This window comes from Butyrivibrio hungatei DSM 14810 (assembly GCF_900143205.1).
Taxonomy (GTDB): domain Bacteria; phylum Bacillota; class Clostridia; order Lachnospirales; family Lachnospiraceae; genus Butyrivibrio; species Butyrivibrio hungatei.
Genome location: NZ_FRDH01000004.1, coordinates 43,837 through 65,757, shown reverse-complemented (window position 1 = coordinate 65,757; position 21,921 = coordinate 43,837). Strand labels below are relative to the sequence as shown.

21 protein-coding genes, 1 tRNA gene and 1 other RNA gene are annotated in these 21,921 nt (G+C 41.0%); all 23 read right to left on the bottom strand.

Annotated elements, in window-relative coordinates; translation table 11 throughout:
* Position 1 precedes the first annotated feature (1 nt).
* Positions 2-1,150, bottom strand: coding sequence for a GGDEF domain-containing protein (locus tag BUA02_RS04345; RefSeq protein WP_072701348.1), 1,149 nt, complete (start codon positions 1,148-1,150; stop codon positions 2-4).
* A 190-nt stretch (positions 1,151-1,340) separates the two neighbouring features.
* Entirely contained in the window at positions 1,341-2,366 is a 1,026-nt protein-coding gene (locus tag BUA02_RS04340) for a sugar kinase (protein WP_071175588.1), read from the bottom strand.
* Positions 2,367-2,406: 40 nt separating this feature from the next.
* On the bottom strand, positions 2,407-3,369 hold the full coding sequence (locus BUA02_RS04335; RefSeq protein WP_072701346.1) for a bifunctional 4-hydroxy-2-oxoglutarate aldolase/2-dehydro-3-deoxy-phosphogluconate aldolase: 963 nt from the start codon (positions 3,367-3,369) through the stop codon (positions 2,407-2,409).
* Between the two features lie 24 nt (positions 3,370-3,393).
* Positions 3,394-4,239: a gluconate 5-dehydrogenase gene (locus tag BUA02_RS04330; protein ID WP_071175586.1), complete on the bottom strand. Its 846-nt coding sequence runs from the start codon at positions 4,237-4,239 to the stop codon at positions 3,394-3,396.
* Positions 4,240-4,348: 109 nt separating this feature from the next.
* A complete protein-coding gene (kduI, locus tag BUA02_RS04325) occupies positions 4,349-5,212 on the bottom strand; it encodes a 5-dehydro-4-deoxy-D-glucuronate isomerase (RefSeq protein ID WP_071175585.1) in 864 nt (287 codons plus the stop codon).
* Positions 5,213-5,453: 241 nt separating this feature from the next.
* Positions 5,454-5,806: RNase P RNA component class A (rnpB, locus tag BUA02_RS04320), an RNA gene on the bottom strand.
* 43 nt (positions 5,807-5,849) lie between these two features.
* Entirely contained in the window at positions 5,850-6,386 is a 537-nt protein-coding gene (locus BUA02_RS04315; protein WP_072701344.1) for a hypothetical protein, read from the bottom strand.
* Positions 6,379-6,852 (bottom strand): RNA polymerase sigma factor, encoded by a 474-nt coding sequence (locus BUA02_RS04310; RefSeq protein WP_071175583.1) that lies wholly within the window; start codon positions 6,850-6,852, stop codon positions 6,379-6,381. Before BUA02_RS04310 ends, BUA02_RS04315 begins: the two co-directional genes overlap by 8 nt.
* 60 nt (positions 6,853-6,912) lie before the next feature.
* Positions 6,913-8,487: a vWA domain-containing protein gene (locus tag BUA02_RS04305; protein ID WP_072701343.1), complete on the bottom strand. Its 1,575-nt coding sequence runs from the start codon at positions 8,485-8,487 to the stop codon at positions 6,913-6,915.
* A gap of 96 nt (positions 8,488-8,583) precedes the next feature.
* Positions 8,584-8,886 (bottom strand): hypothetical protein, encoded by a 303-nt coding sequence (locus tag BUA02_RS04300; RefSeq protein WP_072701341.1) that lies wholly within the window; start codon positions 8,884-8,886, stop codon positions 8,584-8,586.
* A gap of 122 nt (positions 8,887-9,008) precedes the next feature.
* The gene (locus BUA02_RS04295; protein ID WP_072701339.1) at positions 9,009-9,653 is read right to left on the bottom strand and encodes a S1 family peptidase; all 645 of its coding nucleotides are present in this window, start codon (positions 9,651-9,653) and stop codon (positions 9,009-9,011) included.
* Positions 9,646-10,689, bottom strand: a complete 1,044-nt coding sequence (locus BUA02_RS04290) for an NAD-dependent epimerase/dehydratase family protein (RefSeq protein WP_072701337.1) — start codon at positions 10,687-10,689, stop codon at positions 9,646-9,648. The genes BUA02_RS04295 and BUA02_RS04290 overlap by 8 nt, the downstream gene beginning before the upstream one ends.
* A 2-nt stretch (positions 10,690-10,691) precedes the next feature.
* Complete coding sequence (locus BUA02_RS04285; RefSeq protein ID WP_072701335.1) at positions 10,692-12,347, bottom strand: nucleoside kinase; 1,656 nt, start codon at positions 12,345-12,347, stop codon at positions 10,692-10,694.
* Positions 12,348-12,356: 9 nt separating this feature from the next.
* Positions 12,357-13,154, bottom strand: coding sequence for a class I SAM-dependent methyltransferase (locus tag BUA02_RS04280; RefSeq protein ID WP_083572649.1), 798 nt, complete (start codon positions 13,152-13,154; stop codon positions 12,357-12,359).
* 1 nt (position 13,155) lies between these two features.
* Positions 13,156-14,334, bottom strand: a complete 1,179-nt coding sequence (rpoD, locus tag BUA02_RS04275; protein WP_236845985.1) for an RNA polymerase sigma factor RpoD — start codon at positions 14,332-14,334, stop codon at positions 13,156-13,158.
* Positions 14,335-14,914: 580 nt separating this feature from the next.
* Positions 14,915-16,693, bottom strand: a complete 1,779-nt coding sequence (gene dnaG / locus BUA02_RS04270) for a DNA primase (protein ID WP_072701333.1) — start codon at positions 16,691-16,693, stop codon at positions 14,915-14,917.
* A 3-nt stretch (positions 16,694-16,696) separates the two neighbouring features.
* Positions 16,697-17,704 carry a deoxyguanosinetriphosphate triphosphohydrolase gene (locus BUA02_RS04265; RefSeq protein ID WP_072701331.1) on the bottom strand — a complete coding sequence of 336 codons (1,008 nt, stop codon included), beginning with the start codon at positions 17,702-17,704 and terminating at the stop codon, positions 16,697-16,699.
* Between the two features lie 104 nt (positions 17,705-17,808).
* Positions 17,809-18,120, bottom strand: coding sequence for a hypothetical protein (locus tag BUA02_RS04260; RefSeq protein WP_071175575.1), 312 nt, complete (start codon positions 18,118-18,120; stop codon positions 17,809-17,811).
* A 38-nt stretch (positions 18,121-18,158) separates the two neighbouring features.
* Positions 18,159-18,749, bottom strand: a complete 591-nt coding sequence (locus BUA02_RS04255) for a DUF6465 family protein (protein WP_072701329.1) — start codon at positions 18,747-18,749, stop codon at positions 18,159-18,161.
* A gap of 32 nt (positions 18,750-18,781) precedes the next feature.
* Positions 18,782-19,225, bottom strand: coding sequence for a hypothetical protein (locus tag BUA02_RS04250; RefSeq protein WP_072701326.1), 444 nt, complete (start codon positions 19,223-19,225; stop codon positions 18,782-18,784).
* A gap of 147 nt (positions 19,226-19,372) precedes the next feature.
* Positions 19,373-19,456, bottom strand: a tRNA-Leu gene (locus BUA02_RS04245).
* A gap of 95 nt (positions 19,457-19,551) precedes the next feature.
* The gene (locus BUA02_RS04240) at positions 19,552-21,213 is read right to left on the bottom strand and encodes a type 2 periplasmic-binding domain-containing protein (RefSeq protein ID WP_072701324.1); all 1,662 of its coding nucleotides are present in this window, start codon (positions 21,211-21,213) and stop codon (positions 19,552-19,554) included.
* A 43-nt stretch (positions 21,214-21,256) separates the two neighbouring features.
* Positions 21,257-21,910, bottom strand: a complete 654-nt coding sequence (locus BUA02_RS04235; RefSeq protein WP_071175571.1) for an HAD family hydrolase — start codon at positions 21,908-21,910, stop codon at positions 21,257-21,259.
* Positions 21,911-21,921: the final 11 nt, after the last annotated feature.

Below are 21,921 nucleotides of genomic sequence, written 5' to 3'. Positions count from 1 at the left end.
ATCATGCCCTTCTGTTATCAGCTAAGTGATGCTTTCTTTTTTCCTTATACATGAGCTCGTCAATAGCAATCTGGAACTGCTTGGTTGTCATGTTATTAGCTGGATCATATATCATAGATCCAATACTAGCCTGAAGCTTATAAGGCTTCTCACTCTTATAATTCCAAAGATCAAGTTCATCTTCGATCATATCGACTTTGGCCCTGAGTTCCTCTAAGGCGTCAATATCACAAACCACGCAGAACTCATCGCCTCCAAATCTTCCTATGGAAGACTTTGGAGGAAAGACCTTAAACAATATATTAGAAACAACCATAAGAGCATAGTCCCCCTCATGGTGTCCATAATTGTCGTTTATTTCTTTAAATCTATCAAGATCCATCATAATAGCGGCGAATTTCTGACCTGTCGCTAATGAATACTGTATCTTTTCTTCTACACTAATGTCAATTCCACGCCTGTTAAGTGCGCCCGTAAGATAATCCACATCCAGGTTCTTGGTCTGCAGGTAGAAAAAGACAATAAGAAGACCTATAGATATAGATGCATACGTCATGTTCAGATCAGATATAAAGATCTGCAAAAATGCTCCAAAGAGCGAAATTATAGGCAAAATAAAAATAGGCAAAACATATCCTGGTGCTATGCTCTTTCTGTTAATAAGCGCATATACAGACATTAAAAGGCAGAATAAAAGGATCAAAGCTCCTCTGTAATAGAACAGAGATCCTCTATGATACTCAAATCCTTCGAAATAATAAAACCATTTCAAATTAAACAGTACAGAAATTGTGACCAGAATGAAGTTGGTTGCCATAAAACCGCGATATAAAGCCGAAAAGAGCTTTTGACATTTTGCTTTTTCAGGGATCAACCAGCAATTGATATAGACCAAAGCAAACAAATAGTCTGCCGGATCAAGAGCATAGATAACATAGTAGCCAAATTTCATCCAGATCATGAATCGATCAGGATAAAGTTCGCCTATATGTCCTACAGTTTCAGCTAATACCAGCACTAACGTCATGCCCAAAATGCAAACAAAGTTAGTTCCTGCTTTGGTACGGACAGTCTTACTCTGAAAGATCATAAGCAAGATAAGAAGTAGCGCTGTATAAAAATTTACTATAACCCACCCCGAAATAGCCAAAACTCTCGCTCCCTAAGTTTAGATTTCACAGAATATACACAAATATTCTATTTCATTATACATTAGTGTCATCAATTTTAAACAACGTTTTATGCCTTTTTTGGGTTAGTTTTAAACAAAAATTTCAAAAAATAGACCCATAAAAGAAATTTTCTTTTACAGGTCTACATGAATAATTATAAGATTTTGATTATCTCTGGATACGGCCTGATCCGTCGCCGCCTGCAAGCTTGTTTACTTCATCAACAGTAACAAGGTTGAAGTCTCCTTCGATCGTGTGCTTGAGAGCTGATGCTGCAACAGCAAACTCAATAGTAGCCTGTGGATCAAAGCCATTTACACAGCTATAGATAAGTCCACCGCCAAATGAATCTCCGCCGCCAACACGGTCAACGATACGAAGCGCATACTTCTTGGAGAAGTAAGCCTGTCCGTCTGTGTAGAGCATCGCACTCCAGTTATTATCATTAGCAGAGATAGATTCACGAAGTGTAATAGCAACTTTCTTGAAACCAAATCTCTCTGTAAGCTTCTGAGCAACCTCGATGTAGCCTTCTCTGTTGAGCTTACCTGTTGTAACGTCTGTAGAAGAAGCTGCAATTCCAAATACGTCAGAAGCATCCTCTTCGTTTGCGATACAAACATCTACGTACTGGCAGATCTCAGCCATTACCTTACCAGCCTTTTCCTTGCTCCAGAGCTTTCCTCTGTAGTTAAGGTCACATGATACCATAAGTCCATGCTCCTTAGCCTTCTTAGCAGCCTCAAGTGTGATCTCTGCAAGGCTATCGCTTACAGCTGGAGTAATACCTGTGAAGTGGAACCATTCAGCTCCCTCAAAGATCTCGTCCCAGTTGAAATCAGCTGGAACAGCCTCTGCGATTGCAGAATGTGCACGGTCATAGATACACTTTGAACCTCTCTGAGAAGCACCCTTCTCATTGAAGTAGATACCAACTCTATCTCCACCTCTTGTGATCTTAGAAGTGTCAACGCCATACTTTCTAAGAGAGTTAACAGCTGCCTGTCCGATCTCATGCTTAGGAAGCTTTGTAACGTAAACTGAATCAAGTCCATAGTTTGCAAGTGAAACAGAAACGTTAGCCTCTCCGCCACCAAATGTAGCCTCAAGGTGATCAACCTGAACGAATCTTAAGTAATTGTCTGGCTGCAGACGCAGCATGATCTCACCAAATGTAACAACTTTCTTTGCCATTTATCTAGTCCTCCAAAACTCTAAAATATTTAACTGTCTATCAGTTCTTTACTAAATGTACAGCGAATCCGCCGAAGTCATCAGCAAGATAAGCAACTTTGAGATGATTATCAGCATCATAGGCAAATGATGTCTCATCAAACTTAACGCCCTGCTTACCAAGGTGATAAACAGCTCTATCTACGTTGTTTGTTCCGATAGCGATATGACCACATGTTCCACGGCCCTGAGCTTTCATAACTTCTACAACGTTTCCAGCAAATACTGAAGAGTTACCAACCTTCTTGGCAAAGCCAAAGAGTGAATCAAACTTATCAGCAACAGCCTCTGCAGAAGAAGCGTCTGTCTGGTTGATTCCAACATGCTTCATTGTGAAACCAAGCATTGCATTAACTGCCTCTCTTGTCATTGCTTCGATCTCATCAAACTTGCCTGCTGAAATAAGGTCTTTTTTAACCATCCAGCTACCACCGCAGCAGAAAACCTTATTAAATCCAAGGTAATCATTTAAGTTGTTCTTATTTACACCACCTGTAGGCATGAAGTGCATCTTGGTGTATGGTGCAGCCATAGCTTTGATCTTGGCAATGCCACCATTCTGCTCTGCTGGGAAGAATTTTACGCAATCAAGACCAAGTTCAATTGCCTGCTCAACTTCGCCGGGAGTTGCTGTTCCAGGTACTACTGGTACTCCGATTGACTGAATGTACTCAACGTTTGATCTGTTGAATCCTGGGCTTACGATAAACTTAGCTCCAGCAGCCTTAGCACGATCTGCCTGCTCTGCATTGAGAACAGTTCCGGCACCAACGATCATCTCAGGGAATTTCTGAGAAATAATTCTGATAGCTTCTTCAGCAGCTTCTGTACGGAAAGTAACTTCTGCAGCTGGAAGACCGCCTTTAATAAGTGCCTCTGCAAGTGGCTCTGCGTCCTTGGCGTCGTCAATTGCAATTACTGGTACAATACCAATTTTGTAAAGTTCTTCACAAATCTTATCCATTTCTATTTCCTTTCAAGTAATAAATTAATCTTCCTCTACATCCTGGAATTTTGAAGGATCGAGGTTATTAGGATCCTGACCAATATAAGCGGAGATACCACCATCAATGTAAACTACCTGACCATTGATGAAATCAGAAGCTGGAGAAGCGAGGAATACTGCAAGTCCCATAAGGTCTTCTGTCTTGCCCCATCTCTGAGCTGGTGTCTTAGAACGAATGAATCTGTCGAATGGATGCATTGATCCATCAGCCTGCTTCTCACGAAGAGGTGCTGTCTGAGGAGTAGCAATGTAACCAGGTCCAATAGCATTACACTGGATATTGTACTGACCATACTCTGAACAGATATTTCTTGTAAGCATCTTAAGTCCGCCCTTAGCAGCAGCGTAAGCAGATACTGTCTCACGTCCGAACTCTGACATCATTGAGCAAGCGTTAATGATCTTACCGCTTCCCTTCTTGATCATAGCTGGAAGAACAGCCTTTGAGCAGATGAATGGACCTGTAAGGTCTACATCGATAACCTGCTGCCACTGATCTACAGTCATCTCAATCATAGGGATTCTCTTGATGATACCAGCATTGTTAACAAGGATGTCGATTGTTCCAACATTCTTCTCAACTTCAGATACAAAGTTAAGTACCTGATCTTCCTTAGTAACGTCGCATACTCTACCGAATGCTTCGATACCAAGCTTTTTGTACTCAGCCATTCCCTTATCTACAAGTTCCTGGTTGATATCGTTAAATACAACTTTTGCTCCGCTCTGTGCAAAAGCTACTGCATAAGCAAGTCCAAGTCCGTAAGAAGCACCTGTAACCCAAGCGATCTTACCTTCAAGTGAAAAATTCTTTAAAAAATCCTGCATGATTATATCCTCCTTAATTTGAACATAAAACAAAATGAAGTTCTGCTCTCGTACCATGTACTCGCCAGAACTAAGTGATCACTAAGCTCGAAAAAACCTCGCTAAGTGATTACTTAAGATCAGTCATAGCACAATCGTCCATATCATCGAAATCCTGATTTTCACCAACCATTCCCCAGATAAATGTATAAGCCTGTGTGCCACATCCTGAGTGAATTGACCAGCTAGGACTGATAACAGCCTGCTCATTTCTCATGATGATATGTCTTGTCTCTGTAGGTTCACCCATAAAGTGCATAACAAGTGCATCTTCTGGAATATCAAAGTAAAGATATACTTCCATTCTGCGGTCGTGTGTATGACAAGGCATTGTATTCCATACGCTGCCTGGCTTAAGTTCTGTCATACCCATCTCGAGCTGACAAGTCTCAACCTGTCCTGGAAGAATGTACTTGTTGATAACTCTGTGATTAGCCTGTTCAAGGCTTCCGAGTTCTTTTTTGTTTTCATCTTTGATGATGACTACATCTTCTGATGGTGTACCTTCTCTCTTAATGAGAACTGTAGGATATGTCTTGTGAGCTGGTGCGCTGTTGATGTAGAACTTTGCAGGCTTAGATGCATCGCAGCTTGCAAAAGAAACATCTTTTGCTCCCATTCCGATATACATACCCTGCTTGTAATCCACGTCATACTTCTTGCCATCAATTGTGATGACACCGGCGCCACCGATGTTGATAACCCCCATCTCTCGTCTCTGCAAGAAATACTCTGCTCTAAGTTCATCTCCTGCTGTAAGTTTGAGCTCCTCTTTGACAGGAACTGCTGAACCAGTAATGATTCTGTCGATATGGCTATAAACGAGCTTGATAGTATCAGGCTGGAAAAGATCGTCTATAAGAAACTCTTCTCTCAGTCTAGCAGTATCATAATGCTTCTCGTCTCTAGGTGAACATGCTGTTCTAAGTTCCATATGCCCTCCAATCTGAATATCCATAATGATATTATTCGTATTTAATTATCATCATAGAGTATTACTTATTCTTTGTCAGTTCATATTTAAGTCAAAAAGTTGCAAATCTTGAACTTATGAAAGAGCTTTCAATTTGCCTAAATTGTACCACGTTCATAAATGATTGACATTGCAAAAGTTGTTCTTAAAGGCAAAAAAATAAGTCCTTGGAATATCCAAGGACTTACATATGTTTTAGTCTAAAATGAGCAGGACTATAAGCCGGGTTATGTCTTCTAAGATGATCATCTATCTAGAACTGCCGTCACCGACAGTTTCAAGCGACCCACCTGAAAGCGAACCGGGCCGGTTCATTGCTCTCTATTCGGTCTTGCTTCGGATGGGGTTTACATGGCTACTGATGTTACCACCAGCACGGTAGTCTCTTACACTGCCTTTCCACCCTTACCTGACATAAGTCAGGCGGTATCTCTCTGTTGCACTATCCTGGGAGTCACCTCCACCAGACGTTATCTGGCATCCTGCCCTGCGAAGCCCGGACTTTCCTCTCCCATGCCCTTTCGTTTGCATGGCAGCGATCATCCATCCTGCTCTTTCTGTCTACAGTAAAATAACTTTAACATGAAATAAATATTTGTCAATTGTTTTTGACTTTTTCCATGTTCTTGGTAACAAGATCTCTCATTTCTTCCAAGCTGATTCCATCTACATTGTCTGATACAGCACTGTAGGATTCTCCGTCAATCTCCCATTCTGCTGCATAGTATAGTCCTTCGCTACCATAAAACTTAACATCTACGCCGTCAATATTAACAGTCTTGCACTCATCTACAGGAGCATATGCACCTTCAGATCCTGCTGCCTCAAAAGAAGCTTCTGTCTTATCTACTGCAAACATTTCAGCCTCTGAAACCTGAGCTGAATAGCTTGAACTATCTGTAGTGTTTCTAAGCATCACATTTGAAAGAATAACAGCGCCCACAATAACTGCTGCCGCAGTAGAAGCTATTCTGGTGATTCTTTTAAAATCTACTACTTTAGCCTTCTTAACAGGTTCTGTTACTGTTTCCTCTGAGCTATCTTTTCCAATCTCTGCTTCAATATTTTGAAGGATTCTGCTACGCATATCTTCTGTTACTTTTATATTGTCCATTACTTCATTATATTTATTCAAAGTCGTATTCCTCCTTCAAGATTTGTTTAAGCCGCTTTCTGGCTCTTAATAGATCAGAACGCACAGTGGATTCATTTCTTTCAAGCATATTTGCAATGTCTCTAGTAGAATATCCTTCCTGGTAAAACAAGTGGACCACTTCTCTTTGAGTAACAGGAAGGCCTTTAACAGCTTCCCAGACAAAAGAAAGATCCTCTTCCTTCTTGGCTACAAGCCCCTCATCAAGCTCGTCGGCTTCTCTAATCTTGTTATATCTGATCTTGTTTTTACTAAGGTTTGATGCAACAGTTATAAGCCACGCCTTTTCATGGTTCTCATTTTCAAATTCAGGTGCGGACTTAATATATTTGATCACAGTATCCTGCAATATATCTTCAGCGTCGCTCATATTCTGCAAATATGAGTAAGCAACCCTCAAGATCATATTTCCGTATTTATCTAAAACCATTTCAGGCTGAGCCTTCATAATATAAATCTCCAATTCTTGTAATCATTGGAAAAATTATATCATATCGGCCAAATATTATTAACTATTCTTTGAAACCATACGCACCAGCTGGTTGAACTCTTCTTTGTACTCATCTTTATTTTCTAATGTCTTGTATGTATCCATGATGTATTCAAAAGAAGAATTGCCCTTGTGTTCACTGTCACTAAGGATCATAGCAAACTCAGCAACCATTCCAGCAAACTTAAGGTTCTCACTTGGCTCTTCAGATACAGCCTCGTCATTTACTACAACACTGATGAGCTCAGAAGTATCAGCATCAGGCTCTTTGTAACGGATATTTACTGTAGCAAATTCATCTGCGTACTGGCTATCATCCTTCTTTTCAGACTCATCATTATTCTGATACTTGAGTTCAACTGCTGACTCAGCGCCATCTTCAATGATCTCATAAAGAGCTATTACAGTATGGCCAGATCCAATCTCACCACCGTCCTTGGTATCATCATTAAAGTCTGTTGCGTCCATGATCCTGTTCTCATATCCAATAAGTCTGTAAGCATTGACCTTGTTTGGATTAAACTCTACCTGGAACTTAGCATCCTTTGCAACTGTATATAATGTAGAATTCATCTCCTCCACGAGAACCTTCTTGGCCTCAAGCATTGAATCTATATATGAATAATTACCATTACCACAGTCAGCAAGTCTTTCCATTCTGTCGTCCTTGTAGTTACCTGTGCCAAATCCAAGAACTGAAAGGAATACCCCACTTTCTTTCTTTTCCTCGATGAGGTTTTCAAGTTCATCAGGGCTTGAGATACCAACATTCATATCGCCATCAGATGCAATGATAACTCTGTTATTACCTTCCTTTACAAAGTTAGCTTCTGCGATCTGATAAGCCTTCTTGATTCCAGCTTCTCCGTTTGTTGAACCACCTGCTTCAAGGTCGTTTATAGCTTTGATGATTTCCTTTTTATTTGCAAGACTTTCTCCCTCAAGGATCACTCTGTCGTCACCAGCGTAAGTTACGATAGATACTGTTCCTTCATCAGGAAGATTTTTTACAAGTTCAGTAAATGCCTTCTGTAAAAGAGGAAGCTTATCATCGTCAAACATTGAACCTGATACATCAATGAGAAATACAAGATTATTTACGATTTCTTCGTCAGATTCAAGTTCCTGCGCCTTAACTCCCACGAACATAAGCTTGTGATCATCGTTCCATGGGCAAGGAGCAATTTCTGTAGTTACTCCAAATTTGTCATTTCCTTCAGGTGAGTTAAGATCATAGTTGAAATAATTGATGAATTCTTCTGGTCTTACAGCATCTGCGTTAATATCAGATAAGCTGTATTTGCTTTCGATCATTCTACGGATATTTGCATAGGATGCTGTATCCACATCAGCTGCAAAAGTTGAAAGCGGCTGAACCTGAGTTACAAAGAAACCATTTTCATCAGGCTTTTCATAAGACTCAGTGTTTTCAGGCACGGTGTAGTATTCGTATTCTGCCGTTTCGTAGGCTGCTTCCGTATACGTGTCAGATGATGTAGCTTCGTATACTCTGGATCCTCCACATCCAGTGATCGCCCCGGCAAATACAGACATGCCTAACAATAGTGACAATACCTTTCTTTGCTTTTTCATAATTTTTCCCTCCAATTGGCAGATTACACTGTCCTAATATATATACATTGGGAAAAATGTATTTGTTGCACAAAAAAAGTAACTAGTAAAAACTAGTTACTTAATATTACCCATTTCTTCAACTCGCTTATCCTGAAGCTCTTTGAGCGCTGATACTGCGACTTCACAATATGCAACGATCATCTCTGAATTGGCTGCAAGAGAGCTACGAGCTTTGCTCCTCATAGTCTCAAAATAAGCAATAGCTTGACTCAAAAGCTCTGGACTATACTGCGTACCATTGCAGTAAATAGTACCTGTTGCTGTATTATATTTGTTCTTTTTGTAATCTAACACCGGCTTAACCCCCATCGCCATAGCTAGTGAATTAATTGTATCCGCTCTATTATAACTTGCCATTACTTTTATCTCTTCTCCCAATCTTTTTTACCAAGAGATATTGTAATGTAAACTTCATAAAAAAAAATGGTTTTTATTAGAATATTTTTTGAAAAAAATGTGTTCAAATTGTGTAGTCGAAATTATTTGATATAGATAGTTGAAAGACAGACTGCTTCTGCGCTATCTGAGCCACCAAGAAGGATTCCTATAAAGTTACCTTTCTTGTCGTAAAGCCCACTTCCAGACATTCCTTCATTAACTTCAATGCGGCAATAGATCATGTTATGGTCAAAATCCTCAACGTAAATATCAGGCTCAGCCACAACTCCTATAGAAGCATCAAGAGACGTAGCATCAACTATGAATACACCCTCCGATTCCTCAGGAAGTTCATCTTTACGCTTAACAATTTTGTATGGTCCGCGGCCAGTAGCCTCAACATAGGCAATATCAAGCTCTTCATCCATTTCAAGCAGCCGTGCCTTTTCTACTGTCTGAGAATTATAGATTATATCAATATCCTCAGGGTCATCTATCACGTGTGCCGCAGTAACTATGGTAAGCTTCCCGCCATCGTCATCCAGGATACACCCAACTCCGCGAAGATTCCCGCTTTCTACCAGAACTTCCGATAGTCGCGCATCCTCGATAGCTTCACCATAACTAATATCATAGCTTTTAAAAGGGCCCGTTGTACCTATCATCATAATAACAAAGAGTACCCATACCATGATTCCTATAGGTATAGCCCTTTTGTAATATGTCTTTTTCCAGTAGTTATACATATTTCAGAGTAGCCTCCGCCCCTCTTTCAGATTCAAAGCAAGCTCTCCAGCCAAGTCCCTCGAGCTTCGTAGCATCAAGAGCTGAGCTATTCATCATGTTATAGCTCCTAAGCTCAGCATCTGAAGGATTTTCAAATACAACCTTCACTCCGCCAGCCCTGGCCAAGGCATCTGCCATGTCTCTTATAGTCACTACGCTGTCTTTATTAGAGATGTTGTAGGCATTTGCAGACGCACCCTTTATCAGTATTGTCAAAAGAGCTGAAGCACAGTCTAAGGTATAGCAATAGGATCTAAGCTGATTTCCTTTACTCTTCATAACTATATCTTTTCCTGCCGCAGCATCTCTTGTAAAAGAAGCTGTAGCTCTTGAGTCAGACGATGTGATACTTGGTCCGTAGATATGACAAGACCTTGCAATAACTGTATCCACGCCATACTCTTTGTTATAAGAAATGCAGAGGTTTTCTGCAGCTCTTTTACTCATAGGATAGCAGGCTCTGGGATTAAGGATATCAACATAGCCGTAATCCTCTTCGCTAAATCTGTTCTTGCCATCTTCAAAGTCCTTATTACCGTAGATCTCGCCGCTGGACAAAAAGAGCAGTCTGCTGCCCTTGTTATTCCTTGCAAGCTCTAAAAGGCTCATAAGTCCCTCTATATTGCCCTTAACAGTCTCAACAGGAAAGCCTGTGATCTTGGCAGGATCTGCATTTCCAGCGCCATGGATTATATATTCAGCATCAGCTGCGATACCCATGGTCTTAGTCATGTCATACTCACAAAACTCAAAGTCGTCCTCTTCAAGAAGCCCCTTGAATCTCTCAGCAATTCTTTCTTTATTTCTGCCTGCAAGGATAATCTTTATACCGGCATTTCTTTCTTTATTCAAAAGTGCTAAGATCTCTACCACTGCTGAACAGATCATACCTGTAGAGCCTGTTATAAATATCTTTTTATTAAATAACGCTGTGATGTCAGGCACAGCCTCAATAGCCAGCCTGACATCATCAAAATAATCTTTATTATATTTCATGATCATACCTTAAAGCAGCTTCCACCAACGAACTCTCTGCAGATTGAATTATGTGGAAGGAAGGAACTATCTACACTTACAAAATAATCAAGGAACTTAAGAAGTCTCTTTGCTTCGTAATACTCTGGCTCATCCTTGCCAATAGAGAAAAGAAGCGGTTCTGCGTACTGCTTGATAACTGCAAGCTCATAGATCTGAGCTGAGTTGAACATCTCATCAGCCTCTTCCTGGAATGGGAAGATATTAGCCTCTTCACCAGCACGAACCGAAGGCCACATACTGATGGTATTCTTGGCAGATGCTCCCCTTGTTCTGGCGTCTCTTACGATTCTCCTTAAAAGTCTTGAATCCGTAGTAGGGATTCTGTTGTGAGAATCGATATTAAGAGTTGTAAGAGCACTTATATAGATCTTGAACTTGGATGAAGCTGGAAGTGAATAACTCATTTCCTCATTAAGTCCGTGGATACCCTCGATTACGAGAACATCATTTGGTCCAAGCTGAAGGAAATCTCCATTCATTTCTCTTTTACCAGTAACGAAGTTAAACTCCGGCATCTCAACTCTCTCGCCATTTAAGAGTTTTGTCATGTCAGTGTTGAACTGCTCTACATCCATCGCACCAAGACATTCAAAGTCATAACTTCCATCTAAATGCTTTGGAGTCATCTCTCTATTAACAAAGTAATTATCAAGACTTATAGGATGTGGAACCATTCCATAGGTCCGAAGCTGGATAGAAAGTCTGTTGGCAAAGCTTGTCTTACCTGATGAACTTGGTCCTGCGATCATAACAAACTTGATATCTTTGCGGTCGTGGATCTTTTTAGCAATCTCACCGATCCTGCGCTCCTGAAGAGCTTCCTGCACAAGTATCATCTCATTGATAAGTCCGCCACAGATCTTATTGTTCAGGTCGCCGACATTATCAATTCCCATCATTGAGCCCCAATCACTTGACAGTCTCATGGTCTCAAAAAGCTTCTCTCTTGGCTCTGAAACCTTTAAGAGATTTGGATCGATCTTCATAGGAAGTGTCAGAAGCATTCCATCATGATACTTATCAAGCTGAAAATGCTCAATATAAGAGGTATTTGGAAGCATGTAGCCATAGAAATAGTCGAACACGTCCTCCAATTTATAAATGTTTATCTGAGAGCTTCTGCGGTACTTTAAAAGTGCCACTTTATCAGTCATTCCCTGCTTTCTAAAAAGCTCTACCGCCTCATCAAGTGGATAAACCTTCTTGATGATAGGAAGCTTTTCATCAATAAGCTGCTGGAATCTGTCAGAAATCTTTTTTACAAGTTCATCTGTGATCTCTGCTCCGCCTCGCATTGTCACATAATATCCGTTACCTATTGTAAATTCTACCTTGGTCTTTGCCTGATCTTTTGCACCACAAACGTCCTTAATAGCCTTTATCAGCATCATGATAGCTGTTCTGCGCATGGTCTTGTGACCAATATCATCAGCGTAGGTTACAAAAGATAGTTCTCCGTCCTTTTTGACAGTCTTCATGAGCTCACGGATCTTGCCATTGAATATAACTGCAGCGATCCTATACTTATGCTCTGGCTGGTACTCTTTGGCAATGTCTTCAAAAGATGTTCCCTTGGGATATTCCTTCGATACTCCATTAATAGTAATTACAGGCATGTTATTCTCCTATTCGTCCATATATTTTAGGGCAAAAGAAATATCAGAAAGCTCTTCTTTTATTTCTGTGATCCGCCCTAAATGACTATCATCCAAACTCTTTAATATGCTCTCGCAGACTTCTTTACCATGTTCTAAAAAGCTCTTTAAAAGAGGATCTTTTCTAAGAAGATTATGTACTCCATATCGGTCAAAGAGTCTTATTACATCTTCCCTGGATAAAGAGTTATCCAAATCCAGAAAGCTCTTTATATTCTTGTTTAATGTATCCTCTTTTTCATCCTGAGACATGTCGGTCACTACTTTCATCGGGAAGTAGTACTTGCCATCTTCCAGGATCATCTTTTCATCTGTAATAAAAAAGCCTTCCTCTCGCAAAAATGCCCTGAACTCAGATATGTCTGACTGAGGCTGAAGTACTGCTGTCCTGATACCAAGCTCTTTCAGATTCCCTTCTTTTACAAGTCTCATCATGAGCTTGCCGCCCATTCCTGCGATGATAAGAGAATCTGCTTCGCCTTTTTTCAGCTCTTTTAACCCGTCTGAAAGTCTGGTGGTAATAACATCTAAAAGCCCATATTCTCTGATGTTATCACTGGCTCCTGAAAGCGGCCCCTGTCTAACATCCATGGCTACTGCACTTGACGCGATGCCGCTCTGAATAAGATAGATAGAAACATAGCCGTGATCACAGCCAACATCAGCTACTGCGAGCTTTTTGCCACTATCATCCCTGAGCATTTCGGCAACGGTCACGAGCCTTTGGGACATTTTCGATAAAATAGGTGCATTTCCCATATCTGTCATATTAGTCTAAGTAATCCTTGAGCTTGCGGCTACGGCTAGGATGACGAAGCTTTCTAAGGGCCTTTGCTTCGATCTGACGAATACGCTCACGAGTTACGTTAAACTCCTTACCTACTTCTTCAAGAGTTCTAGCTCTTCCATCATCAAGACCAAAACGAAGTCTAAGAACCTTCTGCTCACGCTCTGTAAGAGTTCCAAGAACCTCAACAAGCTGTTCCTTTAACAGTGTGAATGCTGCAGCATCTGCAGGTACAGGAACGTTATCATCCTGAATGAAATCGCCAAGATGTGAATCTTCCTCTTCACCGATAGGTGTTTCAAGTGATACCGGCTCCTGAGAGATCTTAAGGATCTCGCGTACACGCTCAACAGGCATGTTCATTTCCTTTGCGACCTCTTCTGGAAGTGGCTCACGTCCAAGTTCCTGAAGGAGCTGACGACTTACACGGATGAGCTTGTTAATAGTCTCAACCATGTGAACAGGGATACGGATTGTTCTAGCCTGGTCAGCGATAGCTCTTGTGATAGCCTGTCTGATCCACCATGTAGCATATGTTGAGAACTTGAATCCCTTACGGAAATCAAACTTCTCTACCGCTTTGATAAGACCAAGGTTACCCTCCTGGATAAGATCAAGGAAGAGCATACCTCTACCTACATATCTCTTGGCAATACTTACAACAAGTCGAAGGTTAGCTTCTGCAAGGCGCTTCTTTGCCTCTTCACCTTCGTAAATGATGGCATTAAGTTCTTTCTTCTTAGCATCTGAAAGCTTGTTCTTGTCTTTATCCTCATCAAGCTGAGCCTGAGCATCAATACCAGCTTCCATAGCTTTTGCAAACTCGATTTCCTGGTCAGCTGTAAGAAGTGGAACCTTACCGATCTCTTTTAAGTACATTCTGACAGGGTCCTCAATGCTGATTCCATCAGGCACTGAAAGGTCGATATTTTCCATATCCACCTCATCCTCATCAGAAAGGATCATATCGTCATCTTCAACTTCAAGAAGGTCTTCATCATTATCTGTTGCTCTAAGAACGTCGATTCCTGAATTCTCAAGAACATCTAAAACATTGCCAAGTTGTTCTTCAGAAAGATTGATATCAGCAAAGAAATCACTAACTTCTGCATATTCAAGAGTATTCTTTTTCTTCTTGGCAATAACAAGAAGCTCTTTCATCTTCTGTGTAAAGAGCTCTTTTGTAGCCTCATCAAGCTCTTCATCATCTGAACCATTTGTTTCTGACTCAGATTTAGCAGACTTCTTACTCTTTGTAGCCTTGGTTGCCTTAGCAGGCATTGGTGCCTCTTCTTTAACTTCTGCAGCCTTCTTTGCAGCTGTCTTCTTTGCTGGCTTTTCCTCTGCTACCTCTTCCTTTTTCTTGGATGTCTTAGCAGTCTTAGCAGCCTTTGGAGCTTCTTCCTTAGCTTCTGCTGTCTTCTTTGCAGCTATCTTCTTTGCTGGCTTTTCCTCTGCTACCTCTTCCTTTTTCTTGGATGTCTTAGCAGTCTTAGCAGCCTTTGGAGCTTCTTCCTTAACTTCTGCTGTCTTCTTTGCAGCTATCTTCTTTGCTGGCTTTTCTTCCTTCTCAGCCTTTGTTGCCTTAGCTGGCTTCTTTTCCTCTGCCTTCTTTGCAGTAGTCTTCTTAGCGGTTTCCTTCTTGGAAACTTCGGCTTTAGCAGCCTTTGTAGCCTTCTTTGTCTCTTTTGTTTCTATCTCTTTCTTTGCCATTTTAAGTTCCATTCCTTCTTTTTATTTTTTAATCGTCTGGCGATATCTCTGCATGTGCTAGTTTCTCAAGTTCTTTTTTGCCTTGAATAGTCTTGGTCAAAAAATCCGGATCATCCGGCTTTAGTTCACTCTTTTGCCTCTCATATCCTGCAAGCTTAACTCCGTAGATGATATCATGAAAGGCCTTACGCCTCTGATCCTTGGTCTCTATCTCAACCAGGTTGGTATTGAACATCTCAGCAACCTGCCTGTGCTCCTCTTCCTCAGTGAATCTGTCCAGGATCGCAGCCGGTGAAAAGTTGCCATTTTGCATTCCCATAAACAGCTCTCTTGCGACACTCCTATAGAGTTCATCTGAGAAATCCTCTGGCGTTACATACCTGCTGACTTTGGAAAAGAGCTTCGGCTCATCTGTAAGCCATGTCAGGAGTAGCCTTTGGTTCTTTCTTGCTCCATCCTCTGGAGTATTCTTCTTTTGAATACCTGACTTTGGTCTCTCTGCAGGTTTGACCAGTCCGCCTTTTGCAGCAAAGGATGCTACAAGTCTTCTAAGGTCATCAACTGCTATATTATATTTGGCCGCAACAGCCTCAATATAGTTCTCTCTTTCAAGGGCCTCTTCGAATTCACATAGCTTTTTAGCAAGCTCTCTGTGGAATTCTGTCTTGGACTCCGGATCTGACATGTCGTGCCTTGATTCCATGATCCTTACTTCAAAGAAGAAAGTATTCTCTGCATTTCTGATTCTTTCTTCAAAGGCCTCTTTTCCAAGGTTCTTGATAAACTCATCTGGATCCTTGTATGGTCTAAGGTCTAAGACTTTGCCTTTAATTCCAGCCTCTTTTAATATGCCGATTCCTCTAAGAGCTGCCTTGGTTCCCGCTTCATCACTATCGTAGGACAAGATGACTTCGTCAGTGTATCTCTTAAGGATCATAGCCTGTCCCGTCGTAAAAGCTGTACCAAGGGAAGCTACTGCCATATCAAAGCCTGCCTGATGCATAGCTATGACATCCATGTAGCCCTCGCAGATGATCATGTATCCTGCTCTGGAATTCTTGGCATAATTAAGGCCAAACAGATTTCTGCTCTTGTCAAATATCGGTGTTTCAGGAGAATTAAGGTATTTGGGCCTGCCATCTCCCATAACTCGTCCGCCAAAGCCTATAACCTTTTGGGATGCATCCTGAATCGGGAACATTACCCTGTTCCAGAACTTATCATGGGTTCCCATCTTCTCATCATGAGAAGCAAGACCTGCTTCAATGATCTGAGCATCAGTGTACCCCTTGTCCTTAAGGTATTTGACAAGATCATTACTTGAAATATTGGCATATCCAAGTCCAAAGTGCTGCATGGTCTCATCAGAAAGCTTTCTTTCTCTGAAATATTCCATGCCCTTTTGCCCACTCTTACTTCTAAGCTGGTAGTAGTAATACTTGGCTGCCTCTTTATTGATGTCGTAGAGGATCTGTTTTTTGTCTCGCAGAGCCTTGGCCTGCGGAGAATTGTCCTCATCAGGAAGCTTGATACCGGCTCTGTCAGCCAGCTGTTTGACCGCTTCCTGGAATGTTAAATTGTCATATTTCATCAAGAAAGTAATAACGTTGCCTCCGGCCCCGCAACCAAAGCAGTGATAAAGCTGCTTGCTTGGCGATACTGAAAAAGAACCGGACTTTTCATTGTGGAAAGGACAAAGTCCCATGTAATTGGAACCCTTCTTTTGAATGTGGACATACTGCCCAATCACATCCACAATGTCATTACTAGAGCGAACTTCCTCGATGAGCTCCTCCGAATAACGCATAAATTATAAAACTCCCCATGTATGAGGTATATAAACCTCTTCAAAAACTGCGATTGAATATCTGTCTGTCATAGAACTTACATAGTCACAGACAATCCTCTCCCTGGTCTCTCCTTCTTCTAGCATATTCTGAAGATAATCAGGAAGCTTCTCAATATGTTCAAGATAATACTGGTAAAGGATCTTGATCATCTCCTCTACCTTACCCTCCTGTCCCTTGGCTATAGGATTGGTGTAGACTCTGTCAAACATAAATGTTCTCAGCTTAAAGAAAGCATCATTAACTTCTGGTGACATCTTGATATCATCCTGGTCAAGGCTGTTGGCTACGATATCATGAATAAAGGTATCAAGCCACTCTCCACTGGTATGGCCAAGAACTCTGCTGATGTCGTCAGGAACTTCCTCTTCTGTGATGATCCCGCCTCGTACTGCATCATCCATATCATGGTGCATATAGGCGATCTTGTCAGAAAGTCTCACAACTTTGCCCTCAAGAGTGCTAGGTGTCAGATTCATCTCATGATTGAGGATACCGTCTCTGACTTCCCAAGTAAGATTCATGCCCTGTCCATAGTTTTCAAGCTTCTCAACTATTCTAAGACTCTGCTCATTGTGTCTGAATCCATCAGGGCACACAGCATTAAGTGCCCTCTCTCCCGCATGTCCAAAAGGAGTATGACCAAGATCATGTCCAAGAGCAATGGCCTCTGTTAGATCCTCATTTAACATAAGAGCCTTGGCAATAGTCCTTGCATTCTGTGATACCTCAAGGGTATGAGTCATTCGAGTCCTATAATGATCTCCTTCCGGAGACAAAAAGACCTGAGTCTTGTCCTTCAGACGCCTAAAGGATTTGGAATACAAGATCCTATCGCGGTCTCTCTGAAAGCAAGGCCTGATATCACACTGCTTTTCTTCTTTTTCTCTTCCTTTGGAATTCATGCTAAGAGTTGCATGCTTACTTAAGATCCGTGTTTCTCTTTCTTCTAACTGAGTACGAATTATCAAATGTTTTATCTTCCTTCTGTGGTTTTCATTTGTATAAGCTAAAAAAAGAACCCACACTTAAATATTCTGTGTGAGTTCTCAAAATCCTTTTTTTATTTTTAAAATTATTTAGTCCATTCTGACTCTCTTGAAGTATATTGATCGTTTATCCACTGAACTGCCTGTTCAAGGCCTTCCTGGGACACTTCAAAATTTTCTGATGTCATGAGAGACTTATCTGTATGAGCATATGAATTAGGCTCAGGCCACACTGTAGCCATAAGTGTTGCAGGGCCTCTCTGGTCCACAGGAACGAACTTGACATTCTCAAGGGGCTCTCTTGCAAGCCTGTAACGCATTCCCTTGTAGCTTCCAAAATATGCCTCTCCATACTCATAATGCATCAGGTTAAAAAAACTGCTTACTTCTATTGCCATTTAATATAAAAACCATCCTTAACAAAAAATTATAGGTATTAGAAGGTTACCTTACCTGTATCCTCATGATTAACAACATAATATGCTGCATTATCAGATGGCTTGATATATACCTGGATCTCCTTGATGCTTGTAAGCTTATGACCATTATTTACGTAGTCCTTCTTGGCTCTTTCAATAATATCAGCTGCTCTAAGCTCATGGTGACTGTACTGAATGAACACTTCCTCTTTGCAGGTATACTTGGCAGCCTTAAGAGAAAGATCATTACCAACAGACTTGGCAACCTTTGCTGCCTTCTCTGACTGCTTCTTTACAGCCTTTGCGGCAGGAGCAGTCTTTTCTTTTGCCTTGTTCAGATAAGGAACTGCCTTATTCTTAATATCATTGACTACTGGCTCTGCTTTTCCCAAAACATCCTCATAAACAGGTTCTGCCTTTGTCTTAAGGTCATTCATAACAGGCTCTGCCTTGCTCTTTATATCCTTAACTACAGGCTCTGCCTTACTCTTTATCTCATTTATATAGGGTTCAGCCTTGTCTGTAACAGGCTTCGCAGCGACCTTAACATCTCTGATGATAGGCTCTGCAACCTTTTTTATCTCATCTACTGGTGATTTTTTTCCCATATCTGCGTCCTCCTGTCTACTCTACGTGATAATTATTTAAATCTGTTCATAAACTGAGCCATAGGTCCAATGGCGTCCTGTAAGTCCTTGATCGCAGTATTAAGTCCCTCAAAGTCAATCTCTGACAGGTTCTTGACTGCACTTGTAAGACCTTCGCCATTTTCCTTAACAAGCTCATTCATGCCACTGCTGGCTTCTGTGATGTTAGATATCATCTCATCCATGTCTTCAAGAGATGTCTGGGCCTTGATGGCAACCTGATTCACGTTATGAATGGTGCCCACCGCCTTTGGAACCACAGCTATCGCTACGATGACTACTGTTGCCGCCATAACTGCAATGCAGCATGTGGATATCTTTTGCCAAAAGAGCTGTTTTTTGTGGAGATCTCGCATCTGCGTTAAAAGAGCTGTCTCCGAAGGTACACTAGTTTCACTAACAACAGGCTGTTCATTCTCTGTACGATTTTCTTCCATATTCTGCCCCCCTAACAATGATTTATGAATCATAAAAGCACTAAGAACAGTATACACCCAGTAATGAATTTAAAAAAGTGAGATTAGAGAGTCCTCTTCCACACGACAAAAAAGGACTAGTTCTTTCGAACTAGTCCTTTTCAATCGTGCGGAAGATGGGACTTGAACCCACACGATGTAAGCATCACAAGATCCTTAGTCTTGCTCGTCTGCCAATTCCGACACTTCCGCATTTCCCGTCGCCGCTCTCTCGTGGCGACTTGATTATAATAGCATTGTAATTCCAAAACGTCAACAGAAAATTTCAATTTTTTTTAAGTTTTTTTCTACTTGTTGATTCTCCGATCAAGTTCTATCTGCATTTCATTAATGAAGTCCTCGGGCTTGCAGTAGGAATAAGCCTCCAGATATTTATTCCAAGCCATTTCGAAGTTATCTGCCATTACGACACGAGGAAGATATTGATGCTTACAATTTTCCATAAGCCTCCACGCTTTTCCACCTTTAGTTGCATTTGTCATGGTCTGAGAGTAGGTATACATAGGATACCATGGGCCTGGAGCATCGTTTACACCCAGCATATCAACATAGGTCTTAGCTCCATAAGCATCAAAACATTCTTTAAGATCATCAGAAAGAGTATCATAGAATTCGCTCTCCTGATCCTCTGGCTGCATAGCATTTCTGCCATCTCTGCTTGTTCCATTCCAGCGAGGGAAATATGAGTAATCGCAGAAATGTGCTTTTTTGTAAGATGCATCATATGCATTTACTCTCATCTCCGGTGTTCTATAGAACATGCCCTTATTATCAACCTTGTAGTCCACTCCTTCGATTCCCCAGAACCTGAGATTGTGAACCTCCTGGCCAAGAAGATCGTTAACAAATTTCATAGCACCATCAATATCTTTGCAGCTCTTTGTAATGGCAAGTCCACTACTGCTATGAAGAACATGTGCAGAACAGTGCCACTGATTCTTGACATCTTCACTGATAGTAACAGGAAGAGGCACATACTGGCATCCCTCTTTATCAAGTCCCTTAGCCTTGAATGCGTCTTCAGCAACGTAGGCAAAATCCCACCACTGATCGATCATTCCAAGCACTCGTCCAGATGATAATTTTTCTATGTACTGATCATAGGACTGTGTAAAAGAATCAGGATCCACAATACCTTTTTTGTACTCCTCGTTAAGTCTCTTAAAGTATTTCTTGGCTGTTTCCGTGGTATTGTAATCTATTATGGTATTGGTTGTAGGATCAACTATGACTGAGCCATCATTTGGATAACCATCAAGAAAAGCTGGCGCATTCTCCAAACAGTAATACTTCCAGTCAGCACAAAGAATAGTATAGGGAATAACAGGAGTACCATCTGAAAGCGTTGGGTTAGCGTTGTAATAATCATCTATAAGGTCAAAATACTGGTCCATTGTCCTGATCTGCGGATAACCAGCCCATTTAAGGACCTTAGTCTGTATCCAAAAAGCTTCATCCGTATGAACACAGCCTTTTTCCTCACCATAGAAACTAGAAAACTGTGGAATCCAGTAAATATGCCCATCAGACTGTCTTAGCTCATTCCACTGATCTTCACTAAGATAGTTTTTGATATTAGGATATTTTTCGATGTATTCATCAAGCGGCATCAATGCCCCTTTTTCATACAAAACAGAGCTCATCTCACCCGCATCAATAAAGTCAGGATACTCATCATCTTCTATCATACTGCCTATAGCTCTTTCAACGCTCTCACCCTGAAGCCAGGTCTCTTTTACCTTACAATTAGTCTTCTCTGCTATGACCTTGCTGATATCATTGTGATCATCTATCTCTGTTCCATGAACAGCAAAAAAAGCAGTGAATTCCTTAACCTGTTCTTCACCGCTTTTATTTGTTCTCTTTGGATCAAACCATAAGACTAGCGTCAAAATCAAACCTATACCAACACATATCAAAATAAAAATGTTAAATAAGCTCTTTCTCATGGATTTGCCTCATCTATATGCCAGTCTTATCATTCAAAATTGTCTATTTCAATATTTCCAGTATTTCAAGAGGATCATTTACAAAGTAATTATCTCCAGCGCCGACTTTTAAAAGTTCCTCTTTTGTTCTAAATCCCCAAAGGCATGATATACATTTAAGTCCTGTATTAACTGCAGTCAGATGATCAATCTCTGAGTCTCCAACATAAATGCATTCCTCCTTGCTAACTCCAAGCTGCTTTATAGCTTCTAAGCACTCATCAGGAGCTGGCTTTCTCTCAAGGCCTTCAGCTACACCAATTGCAACATCTACATAGTCTTTAAAATACAGATCACGAAGCTCTTTTACTGCACCCATAGACTTATTAGATACGATAGCCATCTTGTAGCCGCGCTTCTTGAGCTCTGCAAGAAGCTCTGGGATATGCTTATAAGGACCAGTCTTAATATTGCAATGGTCAAAATAATAAGCTTTGTATGCCTCTAATATCTCATTAAATCTTTCTTTGTCCATTCCCTCAGGAAGAATTCTCTCCATCAGGACTGCCGCTCCACTTCCTACACTGTGCTTAACTTTATCCAGTGTTTTCTCAGGAAGATCAAACTTTCTCATAATATAGTTTACGGAATCTGTCAGGTCCTCAATTGTATTAAGAACCGTTCCGTCCATGTCAAAAATTACTGCCTTGTAGTTCATTAAAATACCGC